We start from the raw sequence: 17,929 nt of genomic DNA on the forward strand, positions 1-17,929 counted from the left end.
GCTTGCCCGTTTCAGCCTGCGGCTGGCATTCCGGCCGCTAAAGAATACGGAGTGGGGCATGCGATTTGCAGCGGTGCTGAACCGGGACGGCGGCACCTTGCGGACCACCGATCTTTCAGCGCTAACCGACCGGATGCGCCAGACGCTCGAGGCGGCTGGTCACTTCATCGAGATCGACATCGTCGCCGGCAAGGAGATTGTCGCGGCGCTCGACAAGGTCGCCGCGCGGCGCGACTTCGACGTCGTGCTGGCCGGTGGCGGCGACGGCACCATTTCGGCCGCCGCGGGGCGGCTGATGAATGGCAAGAAGGCGCTGGCCGTCCTGCCTGCAGGAACAATGAACCTGTTCGCCCGCGGCCTTGGAATTCCGCAGACCATCGATGGCGCGCTGAAGTCCTTTGCCGACGGCGAGATCATGGCGGTTGATATCGCGAGCGCGAATGGCCGGCCGTTCGTGCATCAGTTCTCGATCGGCCTGCACGCCAGGATGGTGAAGCTGCGCGACAATATGGAATTCGCCTCGCGCCTGGGAAAGATTCGCGCTTCGGCCAAGGCCGCCTGGACTACGATCAACAATCCTCCCGCCATGAAGGTGACATTGACGGTCGGCGAAGCCGAGATCGTGACCCGCATCAGCGGCATCGGCATTTCCAACAATCTGTTTGGCGAAGGCCATCTGCCTTATGCCGACAATCCTGCCGGCGGCGTGCTCGGCATCTATGTCACCGTGGCGCGGCAGCGTGGCGAGCTGGTCAGGGCGCTCTTCGACATGGCTCGAGGCAGGTGGCGCGACAGCGATCATGTCGAAACTCATCAGGCCGACAAGGCAATCGTGAAGATCCATACAGGGAGCAAGAAATTCGGCGCCGTCATCGACGGCGAACTGGTCAAGCTGGAGCGCGAAACGACAATCCAGATCCACCCTGGCGCACTGAACGTCCTGGTTCCGGCGCAAGCCGCCCAGGCGAAGGCCGCCTGATGCGATTACGAATGACGCGGAAAACCCTAGCCGCCCGACTGCCCCTCGCCGGCTGGCGCGCTCTGGTTGGCCGGCGCGCTCTGGCCGGTGGGCTGCCCCTGGCTTTCAGGGGTATCTGGATCGATCTTTTGGCCATAAATCTCGGCCGCTCCCCAAGCAATGAAAGCCAGGAGCAAAGCGGCGACCAATATGCGCAGGCCGTGCCAACCCCACCGCCCCTGACGGGCTTTGTTTTCAGGGGCGATCTTGGTCATTGGCGGCGTTCCTATCGCGCAACCGGGATGGTGGATAAAACCATCGCCGGCGAAACATGGTGGGGTAACGATTGCTTGCTACAAAAGTTCCGGCGCGCGACGACGGCCGCGCGAGATGCGCGCCGCCGCAGGTGGGGCCTGCAAGCGAGGGGGCTTGGTGGATAGCAAGGTGGCGAAGCAGGCTGGTTTGCCGGTTGAGGTCCGCCGCGCTGTGGCGGCGCCGGAGCGGCTTGCCGTACTGCATAGGCTTGACGCGATCGACACCGACTCCGATCCCGACTTCGATCGCATCACCGGCCTTGCCGCAGCCGTGATGCAGGCGCCGATCGCGCTCGTCACGCTGCTCGACACCGAACGACAGTGGTTCAAATCCTGTGTCGGCTTCAACGAGACCGAAACCGCGACCGACATATCGTTCTGCGCCCATACCATTGCCGCCGGCGACGAGCCCATGGTGGTGCCGGATGCCAGCATCGACCCTCGCTTCTCCCGCAACCCACTGGTCACCGGCGAACACCATGTCCGCTTTTATGTCGGCGCGCCGATGGTGGTCGCCGGCGCGCGCGTCGGTACGGTGTGCGTATTCGACCGGGAGCCGCATGAACTTCCGTCCGCTGCCGCGCTCGATCATTTGAAATCGCTGGCCAGCCTCGCCGCCAGCCTGTTTACCCTCAAGGACGCCACCCGCAGCGGCGCCATTGCCACGGCTGCTTTGGCGCAGGAGGAAAAGCGCCGAGCCATAGCGCTCGATGCCGCCTCGCTCGCCAGTTGGGCCTGGGATATCCGCACCGACATGATCGAATGCGACGTGCGTTTGTCGGAGCTGTTCAACCTGCCGCGTTCGAACCGGCTGCGGGCGCGCGACATTTTGGCCGCCATCGACCCGCGCGACGTCTACCAGACCGAGACGCGCTTTCGCGATGCCCTGACCGGCAGCGACGACTATTTCGGCGAATACCGGGTCAAAGGCTTCGATCCGCCGCGCTGGATAGTCACCCGCGGCCGCGTCATCGAGCGCGACGGCGAAGGCAAGCCGACGCTTATCTTTGGCGTCAACTACGACATCTCGGAACGCAAGCTCGGCGAGGACCGGCAAAGGCTGCTGCTGCGCGAGCTCAACCATCGGGTCAAGAACACGCTGGCGACGGTGCAGGCGCTGGCGACGCAGACCGTTCGCCACGCTCGCCGCCCAAGCGAATTCCTGGAAGCCTTCGGCGCCAGGCTGCAGGCGCTGGGCGCTGCCCATAACCTGCTGTCGGATCGCGAATGGCGCGGCATCGGTATTCGCGAACTGATGCAGATCGAGGTCAAGCCGTTCGATTCGGCAGAACGGCCGCGCATCGTGATCTCCGGTCCGGAGCTGCTGCTTTCGCCCGACCAGGCGGTGGGGCTCGGCCTGATCATGCACGAACTGGCCAGCAACGCGCTGCAATACGGATCGCTGTCGGTTGGCTCGGGGAAGGTCGATGTCGACTGGAAGGCGGCGGGCAAGAAAGGCGCGCACCGCCTTGTGCTGACCTGGATCGAAAGCGGCGGGCCGAAAGTCGACCCGCCGGAACGCCAGGGCTTCGGCTCTATCCTGATCCGCCGCAGCCTCGCCAAGGTTTTGTCGAGCGAAGTGACCCACGAATTCCGCAGCGAAGGCGTGTTCGCCGAAATATCGATGCCGCTTGAAGATCTGCCGGCTTAAAGCAATTTCAGAAGTGCGAAGCGGTTTTCCCGGGAACAGCGTATCAGCGCGACGCGCTTTAGTCGGCTTCGCTGTCTGGATCGCCCGGATCCGGTTTGACGTTCTCGCGGTAGATGGCATAGGCCGCGAGCGCGATCATCGGGCCGAGAATGACGCCCTTCCCGCCTTTCCCCTTGAGCAAGGCCGGCAGCACGGCAAGCGCCGCGGTGATACCGAGCGCCTTCAGGTCGGCATTGCGCCTTCGCGCACGTCGGCGTGCACGCGTTCCAGCCGCAAGTTGATGAATGAGCACGATAAGCCCGGCCAGTACCAGGAAACCAGCGGCGAAGCCAAGACAGGCGGCCATCGAGCCATAACGGTCAGCCGCCCAGATGTAGGCCGCCCCCAGGAGAAACCCGAGGCCGCACAGGGCAGCCACGGCGGCGAGCCCGTAGACGATTGCCGCCGTGCGCGCGCGGCGCATGGCGGCAATGGCTTCACCCGAGGCCAAGGCCGAGATAAGCGGTGCCAGCATGCCCATCTCTGTCGAAACTAGCGCCGGGCAAGAAGCGCAAACAGGAAGCCGACGCCGGCCGCGATCGCCAGTGAAGTGACCGGCTTCTCGCGCACATTGGCCGTGATCTGGGCCTCAAGATCCTTGGCGTTGCCACGCAGGCTGTCGAAGACGGCTTCACCCTGGGCGCGCAACTGGTCGACGCCTTCGGCAGCAGCGCGCCGCGCCGTGCCGTAACCATGTTCGCCGGTCTTGGCCAATTGCTTGGTCAACTTTTCGATATCCGCCTTCAACTGCCGAATGTCGGCTTCCAGGTCGGCGTTCGTCTGACTTTCGTTGGCGGTTTTTCCTGCGGCAGTTGCCATTCTAAACTCCTTGCGTTTGCTTGGCTTCAAACGCCCGACACACGTCATGGTTCCGAAATCGGAGACCGTATCCATGAAAGGGTGTTTGCAAGTGCGAGTCCAGCCCCAGATGGAGGCCTGCCTGTCAGATCAGCGGCCGACGGCCTTCGCTTAGGCCCTCCCAGCGCGCGAGATCCTTCAGCCCCTCCCCGTCGATCACTTCGCAACCGCCGTCGCGCCAGGCGATCAGCTTGCGATCGATGAGCTTGCGGATCGTCTTGTTGGTGTGGACCAGCGACAGGCCGAGCGTATCGGCGACATGCTGCTGGGTAATCGGGATTTGCACCGGCGCCTTGCCGTTGAGCCCGACTGCCGCCGCGCGGCTGGCGATGAAGGCAATGAGATAGGCGGTGCGCTCGACCGCCGTACGCCGGCCGACGCTGAGCAGGTTCTCGTCCAGCATGCGCTCCTCGCGCGACGCCAGCCATGTAATGTCGTAGGCAAGGCCCGGATGGTTGCGGTAGAGCTCGTGCAGGTTTTCACGCTCGAAGACGCACAACAGCATGGGCGACAGCGCCTCGACCGAGTGCTGCATTTCGCCCATCAGGCTGCCCTGCAGCCCGATAAGATCGCCGGGCATGGAGTAGTTCAGGATCTGGCGCCTGCCGTCCGACAATAGTTTGTAGCGGAAGGCCCAGCCCGAAAGCACGGTGTAGAGATGAGCACTTTGGCTGCCTTCGACCAGCACTGTGGCGCCCTTGTCGACGGCCAGTTCGCCCTTCTTGAACATGCTGACATAGGCAAGCTCCTGCTTCTCGAATTCCCGGAACACCGGCAATGGCCGAAGCGGGCAGATCTCGCATGGGTACTGACGGCTGGAAAACGAACGACCATTCTGGCCAGACATTTCGATCCCTCTTTCGAACGTCTCTTGCCAGAGACTGAGTGCTACGCTTTTGCAAGGCCGCGGTTCCGCTGCCGATGGCATGTCTTTTTTAAATGACAGGATGGCAAATAGCGATCATGACTCGCTACACTCCACTGAGGCGAATTCGAAGCCCGCTTGTGGAGTAGAGCCGGTGGGCGAACTTTTCGGATTAAGGCCTGACCGATCCCCCAAGGTCCGCGATGCGGTTGACTGGAGTCACTGTACCCGATGCTGCAAGAATTGAGGAGAGATTGCCAAGTGCCGCCATTGCTTGAGGGATTGCGAATTCTTGTCTTGGAGGATGAATTCCTGATCGCCATGGATGTCGAGCAGCTTTGCCGCGACCATGGCGCGAACGACGTAGTGATTGCCCGCGCTCTGGCCGAGATCGATGAGCAGAAGGTCGTTGGCGAGTTCGACGCCGCTATCGTGGACCTCATGCTGGGCGGAACGTCCACACTCGATTTCGCCGCGCGGCTGCGCCAATCGGGCCTGCCGTTTGTCTTTGCCTCCGGCTATTCGGACCCCGATGAGATCAAAGGGTCTTTTCCCGGCATCCGCCTGGTCACCAAGCCCTATTCGGGGACCGATCTCGTCGAGGCTCTGGCGGCGGCCTGCGGCCGCGCGCCAGTCTGAGATATCTTCGATGCGTATGTGTAGAGAGCCCAGGCCCGCAAACGGGGCCTCCGCCGTCAGGCAGCGTTTGAACCCGTCACCTGGGACGAGATCGCGTCCGGCCCGTATTCGTCTTCGCCGGAGATTTTGAGGATCTCCTGCAACCGCGTGCGGGCCCGGCTGACCCGGCTCTTGATCGTTCCGACCGCACAGCCGCAGATTTCGGCGGCCTCTTCATAGGAAAAGCCTGAAGCGCCGATGAGGATGATGGCTTCGCGCTGGTCCTCGGGGAGTTGCTCGAGCGCGCCGCGGAAATCCTTGAGGTCAAGCTGGCCGTGCTGAGCCGGATGAACGGCAAGCCTGGCCGTCATGATGCCGTCGCTGTCCTGCACCTCGCGGCCGCGCTTGCGCATCTGGGAATAGAACTCGTTGCGCAGGATGGTGAACAGCCATGCCTTGAGATTGGTGCCGGGCTGAAAGCTCTCATGCTTGTCCCAAGCCTTGACCAGCGTCTCCTGCACCAGATCGTCGGCCTTGTCGGCATTCTGCGTCAGCGACACGGCAAAAGCCCGCAGGCTCGGGATCGAGCCGAGCAGGTCGGTCTTGAACCCTTGTGAGACAGCTGCCATGCCTCAGTCCTTCTTCTGTGCGGGTTCGGCCTTTTCCAGTTGGCTGAGCAACTGGGCAAAGCGATCCGGCACATTGTCCGAGACCAGCTCGTCATAATACTGTTTGAGTTTACGGCCAATTTCCGAATTCGCCCCGAGCGGGTCGCCGGAATTGGCCCGGCGCCTGTCAGCGGCGCCAGCCAGCGTTTCTTTATTCATGTCCTTCATTTCGCCCTTAAATCCAGCGCCCCGAGCCGCCCCATTACACAACGCAAAGCGGCCCCCTCGTCTGGTTGCCCATCGCACCACAAACGTCGCCCGTGCAGTTTCGTTCCACAAGTGTCGGAACTTTTTCGCAAAACCCGCGTTTGGGTGTTGGGGCTTGCAATCAGCTTGACCTGCCAATCACGTCATCTGAGGGAGACGTCTACCATGAGCCTTTCCGCAACCATCGCTCCGCACCTGCCGTTCCTGCGCCGCTTTTCACGCGCCGTATCCGGATCGCAGGAGAGTGGCGATGCGCTGGTAGCCGCGATGCTCGAAGCCATCATCGCCGACGTCGACATCTTCCCGCAAGCGTCAAGCGACCGCATCGCGCTCTACAAGGTATTCGCCAAACTGTTCACCTCCATTGCCATCCGCGTTCCGCAGGAGCAGACGCAATCGGCATGGGAGCAGCGCGCCGCCGCCAATCTGAACGCCATTGCGCCACGGCCACGCCAGGCTTTCCTGCTGGTCGCGGTCGAAGGCTTCGGTGAAGACGAGGCAGCTGAAATTCTCGATGTCGACGCCAAGGAATTCTCCGAACTGCTTGCCCAGGCGAGCAACGAGATCTCTCGCCAGGTGGCGACCGATGTGCTGATCATCGAGGACGAGCCGCTGATCGCCATGGACATCGAGGAAATGGTCGAGAGCCTCGGCCACCACGTGGTCGGAACCGCGCGCACCCATACCGAGGCGGTGGCGATGTTCGGCAAGACAAGGCCGAAGATGGTGCTGGCCGACATTCAGCTTGCCGATGGCAGCTCGGGTATCGATGCGGTCAACGAAATCCTGTCGTCGACTTCGGTGCCGGTAATCTTCATCACCGCCTTCCCCGAACGTCTGCTGACCGGCGAGCGGCCTGAACCGGCCTTCCTCGTCACCAAGCCGTTCAATCCCGACATGGTCAAGGCGCTGATCAGCCAAGCGCTGTTCTTCGACCGGCAGGCCAAGGCCGCCGCGTGAAGTAGGGCCTTCAATCTCCAACTTTTCGCCGCCTCGCAGCGTTGGCGGCACTGGCGATCGCCTAACCCGGCGATCGGCGGCTGCCCGTCGCGCCGTATCGCGCTCACGCGCGCGAATCAATTCGCGTCCGGGCCTCTTCCAAAGACCTTCTTTTTCGGCAAATGGTGGAACAAACAGCAATCACTCACGTTCTTGATCCAGTATCGGAAGGAGACAGATCATGCTCTACTGGGCGCTCGTATTTCTCGTCGTGGCGATCATCGCCGGCGCGCTTGGTTTCGGCGGCATCGCCGGTACCTCGGCCGGTATCGCGCAAATATTGTTCTTCATCTTTCTCGCCTTCCTCGTCATCTCGCTTCTGGCCGGCCTGTTCAGACGGGCATCGTAGGAGCGGGCGAAGAACACTGGAAGCCGCACCCCTCAAACGGTTTCCAGCCACCGCCGGGCGATGTCCTCCAACGGGACATCGTCCGGCGGACCTTTTCTGGGGACCTACTCAGGAACTGAGTCCAAGTGAATCGTTCGGTCCTGATCAGGTGGACAGGTGATTGATGCGTTCCATTGGCGGAGGCGAGAGCGGACAGGGCGACGAGGTGATCGCACTGCACCCGGCTGAAAGCGGAATGCAGCTTGGCCGGGCCTTGCTTCACGCTCTGCACAATGCCGGCATTTCCGTCCTCTATCAGGATCGTGAATTGAAGACTGTATGGGCCCGCAACATGCGTGCGCCGTGGGTTTCCGACACAGCCGACAGCAACGGCGCGTTGCCACCGGCGCAAGCTGAGCAAATCGCCGCCGCCAAAAGCAATGTGATCGCTTCCGGCAATCCGGAACGCCTTGAACTGAGTGTTCCCACCGGTGATGGCATGCGCTGGTTCCAGGTATGGGTCGATGCCGATCGGGGCCATCGCGGCGACGTTCAGGGCGTCGTCACCACGATGGTGGAAACCACCGAGCAGAAACGCCGCGAACAGACGCTGAAGACGCTGTTGCGCGAAGTCAGCCACCGCTCCAAGAACCTGTTGGCCATCATCCAGAGTATTGCCACCCAGACCGGCCGCTATTCCGAGACACCCGACGATTTCCTGAAGCGCTTTCGCGGCCGCCTGCAGTCACTGGCTTCCTCCCAGGATCTGGTAACGTCGTCGAACTGGCGGGGTGCAGCACTTCGCGAGCTTATCCGCGGCCAGGTCGTTCGCTACGGCGCCGATCCCGCGCAGAGCCTGCGCTTCAATGGCGTCAACCCCTACCTCAATCCCAACGCGGCCATTCATATTGGACTGGCAATGCACGAACTCGCCGTCAATTCATTCAGCTACGGCGCCCTGGCGCGGCCGGACGGCTTTGTCGAGGTAACCGCCGATCTGTCGAACGTCGCAGAGGCCGCAGACAAGCCGGCTTTGTCGCTGACCTGGGTCGAGGCCATTGTCGCCAATGATAACAGGCGCACCGAGAAACGCTTCGGCAGCGTTGCCCTCGAACGTGTCGTGCCGGCATCGCTGAACGGCACGGCGACGCTGGAGATCACCAGTGACCGCCTCGAATATCGCCTCGTCGTTCCGCACGGCAATTTCGAAACCGAATGAGCGGCGGGATTCCTTAACCGGCTGTTCACCATAAAATCCGATGCTGTGGTTCCCAGAGATTGCTGGATCTTGACCGATTCAACCGATGTTTCGGCCGCAGCCTGCAACGCGAGTATGGGAGGAATGATCATGACGGTTGCCGATATGAACAGGCTGGAGCAGGCCGCCCGGGTGTCCATGAGCGGCTTTCAGGATCCTGACGCTTCAGCCTCGCCTTTGCAGCACGCCTGGCATCCCTTGCTTCGCGTCGCCGCTGTCGCGCTCGTCGCCGCTGTTGTGCTGATCGTGGCGTCGCAATTGGCCTGAGCCAGATGCTCAGGTTCACGCTGCTCCCAAGCAGCCTGGCTCAGAAGCTGTCCAGCTCGTAGCCGACCAATTATTAACGCCCCTTTCGGCACAGGAACTTTGACGGCTGTGGACCGTTCTTATGGCGAGAGGACGTATCGCCGTGGAACACATCGCCGCTTTGCTTTTGGTAATTGGCTGTTCGAACAACATGACCGAATGTCGTGAACTGCCGGTGCCGGTCAGTGTTTTCGAAACCGCCGAAGCATGCACGGCAGAACGTCCATTCGCTGCCGGCGACGTGCAGGGTCAGGCCGAGCACGTCGTTGCCAAATGTCTTACGGTCGACCCCGCGCTGGAGGATGATTACGACCAGATCGTCTGGAACGTGCGCCCGGACGGCACCCTCGACGCGTCTTTGCAGATTTCCAGTGTCGTGGTCGCGTCGAACGCCACGCGCCGCGAAAAAGACTCTCTTAGCCAACAATAAGATCGAGCGGGCAAAGGCTGCTGTTTCGTGCTAAATAGCGGCTGGAGCTTACTAAAGTGAGGACAAAAGTGAGGAGAGATTCTATGCGGAAATTGATTATTGCCATGGTTGCGGTGGTCGCCGTCAGCGGCTGCAGCACGACCGAGCAGGATGTCGGTGTCGGCGCCGGTGTCGGTGCTTTGGCCGGCGGACTGATCGGCGGCGGCAAGGGTGCGCTGATCGGCGCAGCCGTTGGCGCCGGTTCCGGCCTGCTGGTGCGCAACCTGCGCAACGGCTATTGCCAGTATCGCGACAATCGCGGCCGGCTCTACACCGCTCGCTGCTGATCCGCTTAAAAAGCGTCAGACAATCGCGACGGAGACCGGTCAGCCGGTCTCCGTTTGTTTGACTGCATCAGGCTGCGGGATCCTGATTTCCACCGTAAGCCCATCGATGCGAAAATCTCGGGCAATCGTGCCGCGCAATTCGCGCGTGACATTGAGGTCGATCAGCTTGGTGCCGAAGCCGGTCTTCGCCGGCGCTTCGAGTTCCTTCTGCCCGGCCTCGCGCCAGTTCAGAACCAGCATCCGCTCGGACCCGCGCCCCTCGAACGACCAGTCGACCTTGAGCGCACCCACGGAATTGCCGGCCTCGCCATATTTCAGCGCATTCGTCGCCAGTTCGTGAAAGGTCAGGCCAAGCGCCTGCGTCGTCCTCTCGTCGAGCAGCACCTGAGGCCCTGACAATATCCCTTCCGGAAGCTCCTTGCCGAACACCTGGCCGAGCTCGATGCGCAGCAGGTCGCCAAGATCGGCCTTCTGCCAGCGCGAACGCGTCAGCATATCCTGGGAAGCCGCCATTGCCTGCAGGCGGGCTGAGAAGGAAGTTGAGAACTCCTTCACGTCGGTTGCTTGCGCTGCCGTCTGGCGCGCAATCGCCAGCACCCGCGTGATCGAATTCTTGATCCGATGCTTCATCTCCTGCAGCATCAAATCCTTTTCGAGCAGGCTTTTTTCCGTCGTTTCATGCAGCAGCGACTTGGCGTCGTAGGCGCGCTCCTGGTAGCGCGCCACCAACGCGATGGCCCCGGCCAGAAGCAGGCCGAACAGCCCGAGCATGACCGGAATGGCGCGCGAGGACGGTTGCGAAAATGCACTTGTCGGCCGGAACAGCACCGTCCACGGCCGACCGGCGACGATGATCTTGCGCGTCACCAACAGCCTGTCGCCAAAGCTCGCAACCGGCGGCGTTTCCGACTGGAACAGAAGATTGTCGGCGTCGGCCGTGCCGTCATAGACCGCGGTGTTGACCGGCAGCAAAGGCGTGCGGCTGAGCGCGGTCTGGAACAGGTCGCGGGCGCGGAAGGCCGCGTAGAGAAGGCCTGATGTCGATGATCTGGACGCATTGATACCATCCGGCGCGGTTTCGACATTGAGCCTGACGAAGACCAGGAAACCGGTAAAGGTCTGCGCCGCGCCAGTGTCCTGGCCGAGCTGGACCAGACCGCTTGCGTGCTGTGCGTCATCGGCCATCGCTTTTTCGATCGCCTCGCGCCGCACCGGCTCGGTGAACATGTCGTAGCCGATGGTGGATTCGTTGGCAGGGTCGAGCGGCTCGAACAGCACGACGGGCGTGCGCCATGGCTGTGTCGTGTCCGGATAGACCGTGTGGGCGGCGCCGCGGTCGCGCAACATGTCGCGCTCGACCGCCGCTTCGTCACCGGTCTTGGCCAGCCTGAGATAGCCGATGCCGCGCAGGCCGGCGAAATTGTTATCGACATCGAGGGCGCTGAAGAAGGCCTTGAATTCGCTACCTGAAATCTCGCCATTGCGGGCGTCGAACAGCGCCTGCGTCGAGCGCAGCAGTGACAGATGCAGATCGATACGGCTTTCGATGCGGTTGAGCGCGTCGTCGGCCGTCGCCTCGAACTTGATGCGCGCCGCTTCCTGGGTCGCGAAATAGGCGAAGCCCGCCATCGTCAGGCTGATCAGTGCAACGGCAATGAAGGCAAGGATCGGGAAAAACTTCTTCAACGCAGGCCCATGGACGGTTCGGGACCTTTATGGGCAAGTCGCCGCGGCAAGACAATGGCGCGGCCAAGCCATAATGACAGCTGGCATATCATGCATATTTAGCCGGCTTATCGATCTCGAGCATCAGTGAACATGACAGCTGACGATAGCGTGGTCTCAGGCCGCGATCTTCAGCGCACCCGGACCGGGAATGGCGCCGGGCGGACACTTTCCCAAGATGATCATGCCGAGCACTTCGTCCTGCGTCACATCGGTGGTGAGCGCGGTGCCGACGACCTGGCCGTTCTTCATTACGCAGACCCGGTCGGCAAGCTCGAACACGTCGTGAATGTCGTGGCTGATCAGGAAAATGCCGATGCCCTCGGCCTTGAGCTGCTTTACCAGTTCGCCGACCTGCGCCGTCTCCTGCGGCCCAAGCGCGGCCGTCGGTTCGTCCATGATCAGGATGCGGGCGTTGAACAGGATGGCGCGTGCGATCGCCACCGACTGGCGCTGGCCGCCCGATAGCTTGATCACGGGCTCCTTGAAGCGCTGGAAGCGCGGATTGAGCCGGCCCATCACCTTGCGCGCCTTGGCCTCCATGGCGACATCGTCGAGTGTCCCCCACGCGGTCATCAGTTCGCGGCCGAGGAAGAGGTTGGCGGCAGCGTCGACATTGTCGGCCAGCGCAAGCGTCTGGTAGATCGTTTCGATGCCGTATTTCTTGGCGTCGCGCGGATTGGAGATCGAGGCCTCCTGGCCGTTGACCAAGATCTGGCCGGCATCGCGCTTGTAGGCGCCCGACAGGATCTTGATCAGCGTCGACTTACCGGCGCCGTTGTGGCCAAGCAGCGCCACCACTTCGCCCGGGAAAAGATCGATGGACGCATCGTCGACGGCGCGAATGCCACCGAACGCGATCGAGATGTTGCGCATGTCGATCAGTGGCGTACCGGTGGGAGCAGTTTTTTCCATAATCGTTCCTCCCTAGACGCGCTTGCGATAGACGGTGTCGAGCCAGACGGCGATAACCAGGACGGCGCCAACGACAATGCTCTGGAGCGGCGAGTCGATGCCGAGCAGCACCATGCCGGATTGCAGCGACTGCATCAGAAGCGCGCCGAGCATGGCCCCCATCACCGTTCCGGCGCCGCCCGCGAGCGACGTGCCGCCGATGACAGCGGCCGCGATCACCAAAAGCTCGTCCAGTGTGCCCAGCGCGTTGGTCGACGCATTGAGACGGGCAGACGAGATCGCCGCGCTGATTGCAGCCAGCACACCCATGATCATGAACACCTTCATGGTCACCCAGCGCGTGTTGATGCCGGCGAGTTCCGCTGCCTCCGGATTGCCGCCGATGGCGAAGACATAGCGGCCGAAACGCGTGCGCTTGGTGATAAACGTCATGATGATGCCGACAGTCACCGCCATCAGCACCGGTATGGCGATGCCATGCGCGATGAACAGCCCGCCTTCGGGAACGGTGATGCCGTTCTGCTGTGCGTACTGGCGCACGACGCCGATCGGCCATGGATAGGAATTGGCGATCCACACGGCGCCGAGGATGGCCGCGCAAGCGACCACGCCAAGCAGGGTCTCGGCCCAGACGGGGCGCAGTGGAAAGCTGAAGCGCTTGCGCTGCGAGCGACCGTTGAGCAGCGCGAAGGCGACCGCCGCGCAGGCGACGATGCCGACGATCCAGCTGGCAGCGGCGCCAATCGAGCCGCGTGGTCCGCCGCCCATCAGCTGGAAGGTGGCGTCGAGTGGCGCGACCGTGCGCCCGCTGGTGATGAGCCATGCCATGCCACGCCAGACCAGCAGGCCACCAAGCGTCACGATGAAGGCCGGAACCTGCATATAGGCGATGATGAAGCCCTGGAACGCGCCGATCAGCAGACCAAGCACCACGCCGGCGGCAAGCGCGACGATCCAGAGCCAGGGGTTTCCAAGCTGGAAGCCGATGACGCGAATCAGGAATTCGGCCTGTGCCACGCCCATGATCATGCCGATCACGCCTTCGACGGAGCCCACCGAAAGGTCGATGTTGCGCATCACGATGACCAATACCATGCCGGTCGCCATGATCGCGACCGAGGACGTCTGCACCGACAGGTTCCAAAGATTGCGCGGCGTCAGGAAAAGCCCACCCGACAGGATATGTATGCCGACCCAGATGACCAGCAGCGCGCCGACCATGCCGAGCATGCGCGTGTCGAGCTCGGTCGCTTTCAGGAACCGGGCGACCGCGCCGAGTTCAGACGCTCGTGCCGTATCGGCCTGCGGATTTGAGGTCGTGTCGGTCATGATGTCCTCCAGCGGCTTGCCGTCTGGCGCGGATGCCGGACCACAGCCTAGAAGTTTGCCGCCGATGGCGGAAACACACAATTCTCGTAGAGAAAACGCCGCGGCTTGACAGCCGCGGCGCCTCATTTCTTCAAGTCGTCGAGATCAGTTGCAAGCCGCGACGCTGCCGGCGGCGACGCCCGTGCAGACTTCGTCCTTCTTGATCCAGCCGGCGTCGATGACGACGTTGAGGTTGTCCTTGGTGATCGCGACGGGGGTCAGGAACAGCGACTTGACGGTGTTGCCGCCAGGCGTGGTGAAGTCCTTGGCGCCGGCAATGTCGCCCGTCTTCTTGCCATCGGCAAGCTGCGAGGCGATCTCGGCGGCGTTCTTGCCGAGTTCGCGCGCGTCCTTCCACACCGACACCGTCTGCGTGCCGAGCGCGATGCGGTTCAGAGCGGCATGGTCGCCGTCCTGGCCGGAGACCGGAACCGTTCCGGCAAGGCCCTGCGCCGTCAGCGCGGCGACAACGCCGCCGGCGGTGCCGTCATTGGCCGCAACCACGGCATCGACCTTGTTGTCATTGGCGGTCAGGAACTGTTCCATGTTCTTCTGGGCATTGGCCGGCAGCCAGCCATCGGTATAGGCCTCGCCGACATTCTTGATCTTGCCCGAGTCGATGGCTTCCTTGAGCACTTCCATCGAGCCCGAGAACAGGAAATCGGCATTCGGATCCGAGCCCGAGCCCTTGATGAAGACATAGTTGCCTTCGGGCTTCGCCTTGAACACTTCGCGGGCCTGCATGCGGCCGACTTCCTTGTTATCGAAGGTCAGGTAGAAGACGTCCTTGTTCTCGATCAGGCGGTCATAGCCGACGACCGGAATGCCTTCGTCCAGCGCCTTCTGCACCGCCGGGCCGATGGCCGAGGCGTCCTGCGCCAGGATGATCAGCGAGTTGGCGCCCTGCGAGATCAGGCTTTCGACGTCGGTCAGCTGCTTGCCGGGATTGGACTGCGCGTCGGCCGAAATGTACTTGTCGCCGGCAGCCTCGATCGCCGTTTTCATCGCCGCCTCGTCGGTCTTCCAGCGCTCTTCCTGGAAGTTCGACCACGACACGCCGATGACCTTGTCCTTCGCCTGCGCGACCGACATCAGCGCCAGCGACATGGCGACACCCGCCAGCATGGCGGCTGCAAATCTGTTCATCATAATCCTCCCTGCGCCGCGTGCGGCGCGACAAAACTGGCCCGAGGGCCGGCACACAGAGGCCCTATTTTTTCGAGCCTCGAAAAAATACTGGTTCAATGATAAGGCGCTGTCAACATCGATTCTGATGGATTCTGATGGCCTTGCCGAATTTTTTCGAGGTCCGCAATAAACAATGACAGGGCTGCCGGCGTCTGCCAATATTTGGCTGGTGCCGTCGAACGCCTTCACTATCATGAGGCGCGAGGAGGCCGGGAGGAAACAAATGTCGGTTGGAATCCGCCACGACGATCTGCGCCGTCGCAACCGTGCCATGGTGATTTCGGCCGTGCGCCGGGCCGGCCAGCCGTCGCGGACCGAGATTGCGGCGACCACCGGCCTCAGCCACTCGACCATATCGGCAATCTCGTCTGATCTGATTCAAGAAGGCGTCCTGATTGAAGGCAAACCTGGCGAGACAGGCGCACTGAAACGCGGCCGGCCGCAGGTCGGCCTTGGCCTCAACCCGGAAGCGGCGGCGGTGATGACCGTCGTGCTGTCGCTCAATTTCCTGTCCGTCACCGTCATCGACTATGCCGGCCACGTCGTCGCCGAGGAACAGCGCCGGCTGGACACGCTGACCAAGCCGCGCGACGAGCTGATTGGCGAATGCGTAGCAATCGTCCGGCGGCGGCTTGAGGATCCCGACCTCGATGTCCAGAGCATCGCCCGCATTGCCATGGGCATCCAGGGCATCACCGATTCGCAGGCGCGCGCCATGCTGTGGTCGCCAATCACGCCACTGACCGACATTGCCTTCGCCGACATGTTGGAAGTGGAATTCGGCATTCCGGCCACCATGGAGAACGACTGCAATATGATGGCGGTGGCGCTGCAATGGCGCCAGCCCGAGCGCTACCGCGACAACTTTATCGCCATCCTCTTGTCGCACGGCATCGGCATGGGACTGGTGCTGAAAGGCGAACTGTTCACCGGCACCCATTCCTCGGGCGGCGAGTTCGGCCACATGATCCACCGTCCGGGCGGCGCGCTCTGCCGCTGCGGGCGGCGCGGCTGCGTCGAGGCCTATGCCGGAAACTACGCCATCTGGCGCAGCGCCAAAATGATGGGCGAGGATGCCGAGCCGGTCGATATCGGCGACGCTGATATGCGCGCACTCGCCGCGCGCGCCCGCGAAACCGATGGCCCGGAGCGCGAAGCCTATCGCAGGGCCGGTGAGGCGCTCGGCTTCGGCCTCGGCAGCCTGTTTGCTCTGATCGATCCGGCACCCGTCGCCATGGTCGGCGTCAGCGCCGCCGCCTTCGACCTGATCGAACCGGCATTGCGCGAAGCGATCGCCCAGACCGCCGGCGGCCAGCACTCGAAATCGATCTCCTTCGACACCGAGCCCAACGAGCTGCCGCTGATCCGCGAAGGCTGCGCCATGCGCGCGCTCGGCTTCGTCGACCAGGAGATTTTCGCGCCGGGCATTCAGGCGAAATCCGGCAAGCATGTCGCCTGAATGGCCGGCAACGGCGCGACGCGCAGCATCCTAGTCTTCCCTAATAGCGTAGCCGGCGCCGCGAATGGTACGGATGACATCCGGCATGCGGCCGTTGTTGACGGCCTTGCGCAGCCGCCCGACATGCACGTCGACGGTTCGCTCGTCTATATAGATCGTCTCGCCCCAGACATTGTCGAGCAGTTGGCTGCGCGAGAACACGCGGCCGGGATGGCGCATCATGAATTCGAGCAGCCGGAACTCGGTCGGTCCGAGCCTGATCTCGCTCTTCTTGCGGTAGACCCGGTGCGATTCTCGATCGAGCACGATGTCGCCGACCTTGAGCACGCTCGACAGCACTTCCGGCTTGGCGCGGCGCAGCAGCGCTTTCACGCGCGCCATGAACTCCGGCGTCGAGAATGGCTTGACCAGATAGTCGTCGGCACCGGTGGACAGGCCGCGCACGCGGTCGCTTTCCTCACCGCGCGCGGTCAGCATGATGATCGGCAGCCGCTCGGTTTCGGGCCGCACTCTAAGCCGCCGGCAGAGCTCGATGCCGGAAACAGCCGGCACCATCCAGTCGAGCACCAGGAGATCGGGCACGTTTTCCTGCAGGCGGATCTCGGCCTCGTCGCCGCGTGTCACCACCTCGACCTGATAGCCTTCGGATTCGAGGTTGTAGCGGAGGAGCACGCCTAGTGGCTCCTCGTCCTCCACGACCATGATGCGTGGCGCGATCATAGGCAGTTCACCCTCATCAGGCCGGCGTGGCCATCGCCGTCTCGTCCTGCTTCGGACGATTGGCGGGCAATTGCTGGCCGGTAAGCACATAATACGCATTTTCGGCGATGTTGGTGACATGATCGCCGATGCGCTCAAGATTCTTGGCGCAGAACAAGAGATGCGTGCAGGCGGTGATGTTGCGAGGGTCTTCCATCATGTAGGTCAAGAGCTCACGAAACACGGACGTGTATTTGACGTCGATGCGCTCGTCGTCATTCCTGAGTTTTGCAAGAGCTGCCGCATCGGTGGCGGCATATTCCTCGACGACGCCTTGCACCTGGATCAGCACCAGTTGCGCCATGGCATCGATGGAGTGCGAGAGGTCGCGCGGCGTGACGCTCAAGCCCACGGTGCCGACGCGTTTGGCGATGTTCTTGGCGAGATCGCCGATGCGCTCGAGGTCGCCGGCCATGCGGATCGAGCCGACCACGGCGCGCAGATCGTTGGCCATCGGCTGGCGCTTGGCGATCAGCGTGATGGCGCGGTCGTCCAGTTCGCGCTGGCGCGCATCCATGATGGCGTCGTCGGAAACGACACGCTGTGCCAGCGCATTGTCCGAATTGAGCAGCGCCCTGGTCGAGCCGCTGACCATCGAGCCTGCCAGATCGCCCATGTCGCGGATCAGCTTGCTGATCTGCCCGAGCTCTTCATCGAAGGAGGCGACGGTATGTTCACCCATGATCTTGG

At 62.5% G+C, this 17,929-nt stretch carries 22 protein-coding genes; 10 read left to right on the forward strand and 12 right to left on the reverse strand.

What is annotated here, in order from left to right; translation table 11 throughout:
- Window positions 1-58: 58 nt before the first annotated feature.
- A complete protein-coding gene (locus AC3EMP_RS00870) occupies window positions 59-979 on the forward strand; it encodes a diacylglycerol/lipid kinase family protein (RefSeq protein ID WP_352712583.1) in 921 nt (306 codons plus the stop codon).
- 26 nt (window positions 980-1,005) lie between these two features.
- Here AC3EMP_RS00870 and AC3EMP_RS00875 read toward each other — a convergent pair whose 3' ends face one another.
- The gene (locus tag AC3EMP_RS00875; protein ID WP_023683960.1) at window positions 1,006-1,233 is read right to left on the reverse strand and encodes a hypothetical protein; all 228 of its coding nucleotides are present in this window, start codon (window positions 1,231-1,233) and stop codon (window positions 1,006-1,008) included.
- Window positions 1,234-1,348: 115 nt separating this feature from the next.
- Between AC3EMP_RS00875 and AC3EMP_RS00880 the strand changes: the two genes are divergently transcribed.
- Complete coding sequence (locus AC3EMP_RS00880) at window positions 1,349-2,923, forward strand: HWE histidine kinase domain-containing protein (RefSeq protein WP_084627206.1); 1,575 nt, start codon at window positions 1,349-1,351, stop codon at window positions 2,921-2,923.
- Window positions 2,924-2,981: 58 nt separating this feature from the next.
- Here the strand turns inward: AC3EMP_RS00880 and AC3EMP_RS00885 are convergent, their stop codons facing one another.
- The 3 genes from AC3EMP_RS00885 to AC3EMP_RS00895 form a co-directional block, all read right to left on the reverse strand.
- Window positions 2,982-3,443 carry a hypothetical protein gene (locus tag AC3EMP_RS00885; RefSeq protein WP_023683962.1) on the reverse strand — a complete coding sequence of 154 codons (462 nt, stop codon included), beginning with the start codon at window positions 3,441-3,443 and terminating at the stop codon, window positions 2,982-2,984.
- Window positions 3,444-3,454: 11 nt separating this feature from the next.
- Window positions 3,455-3,781 carry an ElaB/YgaM/YqjD family protein gene (locus AC3EMP_RS00890; protein ID WP_023670092.1) on the reverse strand — a complete coding sequence of 109 codons (327 nt, stop codon included), beginning with the start codon at window positions 3,779-3,781 and terminating at the stop codon, window positions 3,455-3,457.
- A 124-nt stretch (window positions 3,782-3,905) separates the two neighbouring features.
- Window positions 3,906-4,667: a Crp/Fnr family transcriptional regulator gene (locus AC3EMP_RS00895; RefSeq protein ID WP_023670093.1), complete on the reverse strand. Its 762-nt coding sequence runs from the start codon at window positions 4,665-4,667 to the stop codon at window positions 3,906-3,908.
- 339 nt (window positions 4,668-5,006) lie between these two features.
- Here AC3EMP_RS00895 and AC3EMP_RS00900 point away from each other — a divergent pair, with 339 nt between their 5' ends.
- Window positions 5,007-5,324 (forward strand): response regulator, encoded by a 318-nt coding sequence (locus tag AC3EMP_RS00900; RefSeq protein ID WP_050485906.1) that lies wholly within the window; start codon window positions 5,007-5,009, stop codon window positions 5,322-5,324.
- Between the two features lie 56 nt (window positions 5,325-5,380).
- Here the strand turns inward: AC3EMP_RS00900 and AC3EMP_RS00905 are convergent, their stop codons facing one another.
- The gene (locus tag AC3EMP_RS00905) at window positions 5,381-5,932 is read right to left on the reverse strand and encodes a sigma-70 family RNA polymerase sigma factor (protein WP_023670095.1); all 552 of its coding nucleotides are present in this window, start codon (window positions 5,930-5,932) and stop codon (window positions 5,381-5,383) included.
- Between the two features lie 3 nt (window positions 5,933-5,935).
- Window positions 5,936-6,139, reverse strand: coding sequence for a NepR family anti-sigma factor (locus AC3EMP_RS00910; protein ID WP_023670096.1), 204 nt, complete (start codon window positions 6,137-6,139; stop codon window positions 5,936-5,938).
- 204 nt (window positions 6,140-6,343) lie between these two features.
- On the opposite strand from AC3EMP_RS00910, the gene AC3EMP_RS00915 reads away from it, so the two are divergent.
- The 6 genes from AC3EMP_RS00915 (at window position 6,344) to AC3EMP_RS00940 (ending at window position 9,825) form a co-directional block, all read left to right on the forward strand.
- Window positions 6,344-7,138 (forward strand): response regulator, encoded by a 795-nt coding sequence (locus AC3EMP_RS00915; protein WP_352712585.1) that lies wholly within the window; start codon window positions 6,344-6,346, stop codon window positions 7,136-7,138.
- 220 nt (window positions 7,139-7,358) lie between these two features.
- The gene (locus AC3EMP_RS00920) at window positions 7,359-7,526 is read left to right on the forward strand and encodes a DUF1328 domain-containing protein (RefSeq protein WP_023670098.1); all 168 of its coding nucleotides are present in this window, start codon (window positions 7,359-7,361) and stop codon (window positions 7,524-7,526) included.
- A gap of 163 nt (window positions 7,527-7,689) precedes the next feature.
- On the forward strand, window positions 7,690-8,724 hold the full coding sequence (locus tag AC3EMP_RS00925; protein ID WP_023670099.1) for a sensor histidine kinase: 1,035 nt from the start codon (window positions 7,690-7,692) through the stop codon (window positions 8,722-8,724).
- 129 nt (window positions 8,725-8,853) lie between these two features.
- Window positions 8,854-9,030, forward strand: a complete 177-nt coding sequence (locus tag AC3EMP_RS00930; protein WP_023670100.1) for a hypothetical protein — start codon at window positions 8,854-8,856, stop codon at window positions 9,028-9,030.
- Window positions 9,031-9,172: 142 nt separating this feature from the next.
- Window positions 9,173-9,499 (forward strand): hypothetical protein, encoded by a 327-nt coding sequence (locus AC3EMP_RS00935; protein ID WP_023670101.1) that lies wholly within the window; start codon window positions 9,173-9,175, stop codon window positions 9,497-9,499.
- 83 nt (window positions 9,500-9,582) lie between these two features.
- Window positions 9,583-9,825, forward strand: a complete 243-nt coding sequence (locus AC3EMP_RS00940; protein ID WP_023670102.1) for a YMGG-like glycine zipper-containing protein — start codon at window positions 9,583-9,585, stop codon at window positions 9,823-9,825.
- A gap of 39 nt (window positions 9,826-9,864) precedes the next feature.
- Here AC3EMP_RS00940 and AC3EMP_RS00945 read toward each other — a convergent pair whose 3' ends face one another.
- From AC3EMP_RS00945 to xylF, 4 genes are all read right to left on the reverse strand, one after another.
- A complete protein-coding gene (locus tag AC3EMP_RS00945) occupies window positions 9,865-11,511 on the reverse strand; it encodes a CHASE domain-containing protein (protein ID WP_023670103.1) in 1,647 nt (548 codons plus the stop codon).
- 156 nt (window positions 11,512-11,667) lie between these two features.
- On the reverse strand, window positions 11,668-12,465 hold the full coding sequence (locus AC3EMP_RS00950; RefSeq protein WP_352712587.1) for an ATP-binding cassette domain-containing protein: 798 nt from the start codon (window positions 12,463-12,465) through the stop codon (window positions 11,668-11,670).
- A 12-nt stretch (window positions 12,466-12,477) separates the two neighbouring features.
- Entirely contained in the window at window positions 12,478-13,794 is a 1,317-nt protein-coding gene (locus AC3EMP_RS00955) for a sugar ABC transporter permease (protein WP_352712589.1), read from the reverse strand.
- Window positions 13,795-13,938: 144 nt separating this feature from the next.
- On the reverse strand, window positions 13,939-14,979 hold the full coding sequence (gene xylF, locus AC3EMP_RS00960) for a D-xylose ABC transporter substrate-binding protein (protein WP_023683968.1): 1,041 nt from the start codon (window positions 14,977-14,979) through the stop codon (window positions 13,939-13,941).
- Window positions 14,980-15,244: 265 nt separating this feature from the next.
- On the opposite strand from xylF, the gene AC3EMP_RS00965 reads away from it, so the two are divergent.
- Window positions 15,245-16,480 (forward strand): ROK family protein, encoded by a 1,236-nt coding sequence (locus AC3EMP_RS00965; protein WP_023706295.1) that lies wholly within the window; start codon window positions 15,245-15,247, stop codon window positions 16,478-16,480.
- Between the two features lie 30 nt (window positions 16,481-16,510).
- Here AC3EMP_RS00965 and phoB read toward each other — a convergent pair whose 3' ends face one another.
- Window positions 16,511-17,200, reverse strand: a complete 690-nt coding sequence (phoB, locus tag AC3EMP_RS00970; RefSeq protein WP_023822590.1) for a phosphate regulon transcriptional regulator PhoB — start codon at window positions 17,198-17,200, stop codon at window positions 16,511-16,513.
- Between the two features lie 16 nt (window positions 17,201-17,216).
- The gene (phoU, locus tag AC3EMP_RS00975; RefSeq protein WP_023670109.1) at window positions 17,217-17,921 is read right to left on the reverse strand and encodes a phosphate signaling complex protein PhoU; all 705 of its coding nucleotides are present in this window, start codon (window positions 17,919-17,921) and stop codon (window positions 17,217-17,219) included.
- Between the last annotated feature and the right edge of the window lie 8 nt (window positions 17,922-17,929).

This window comes from Mesorhizobium sp. P160219 (assembly GCF_057786095.1).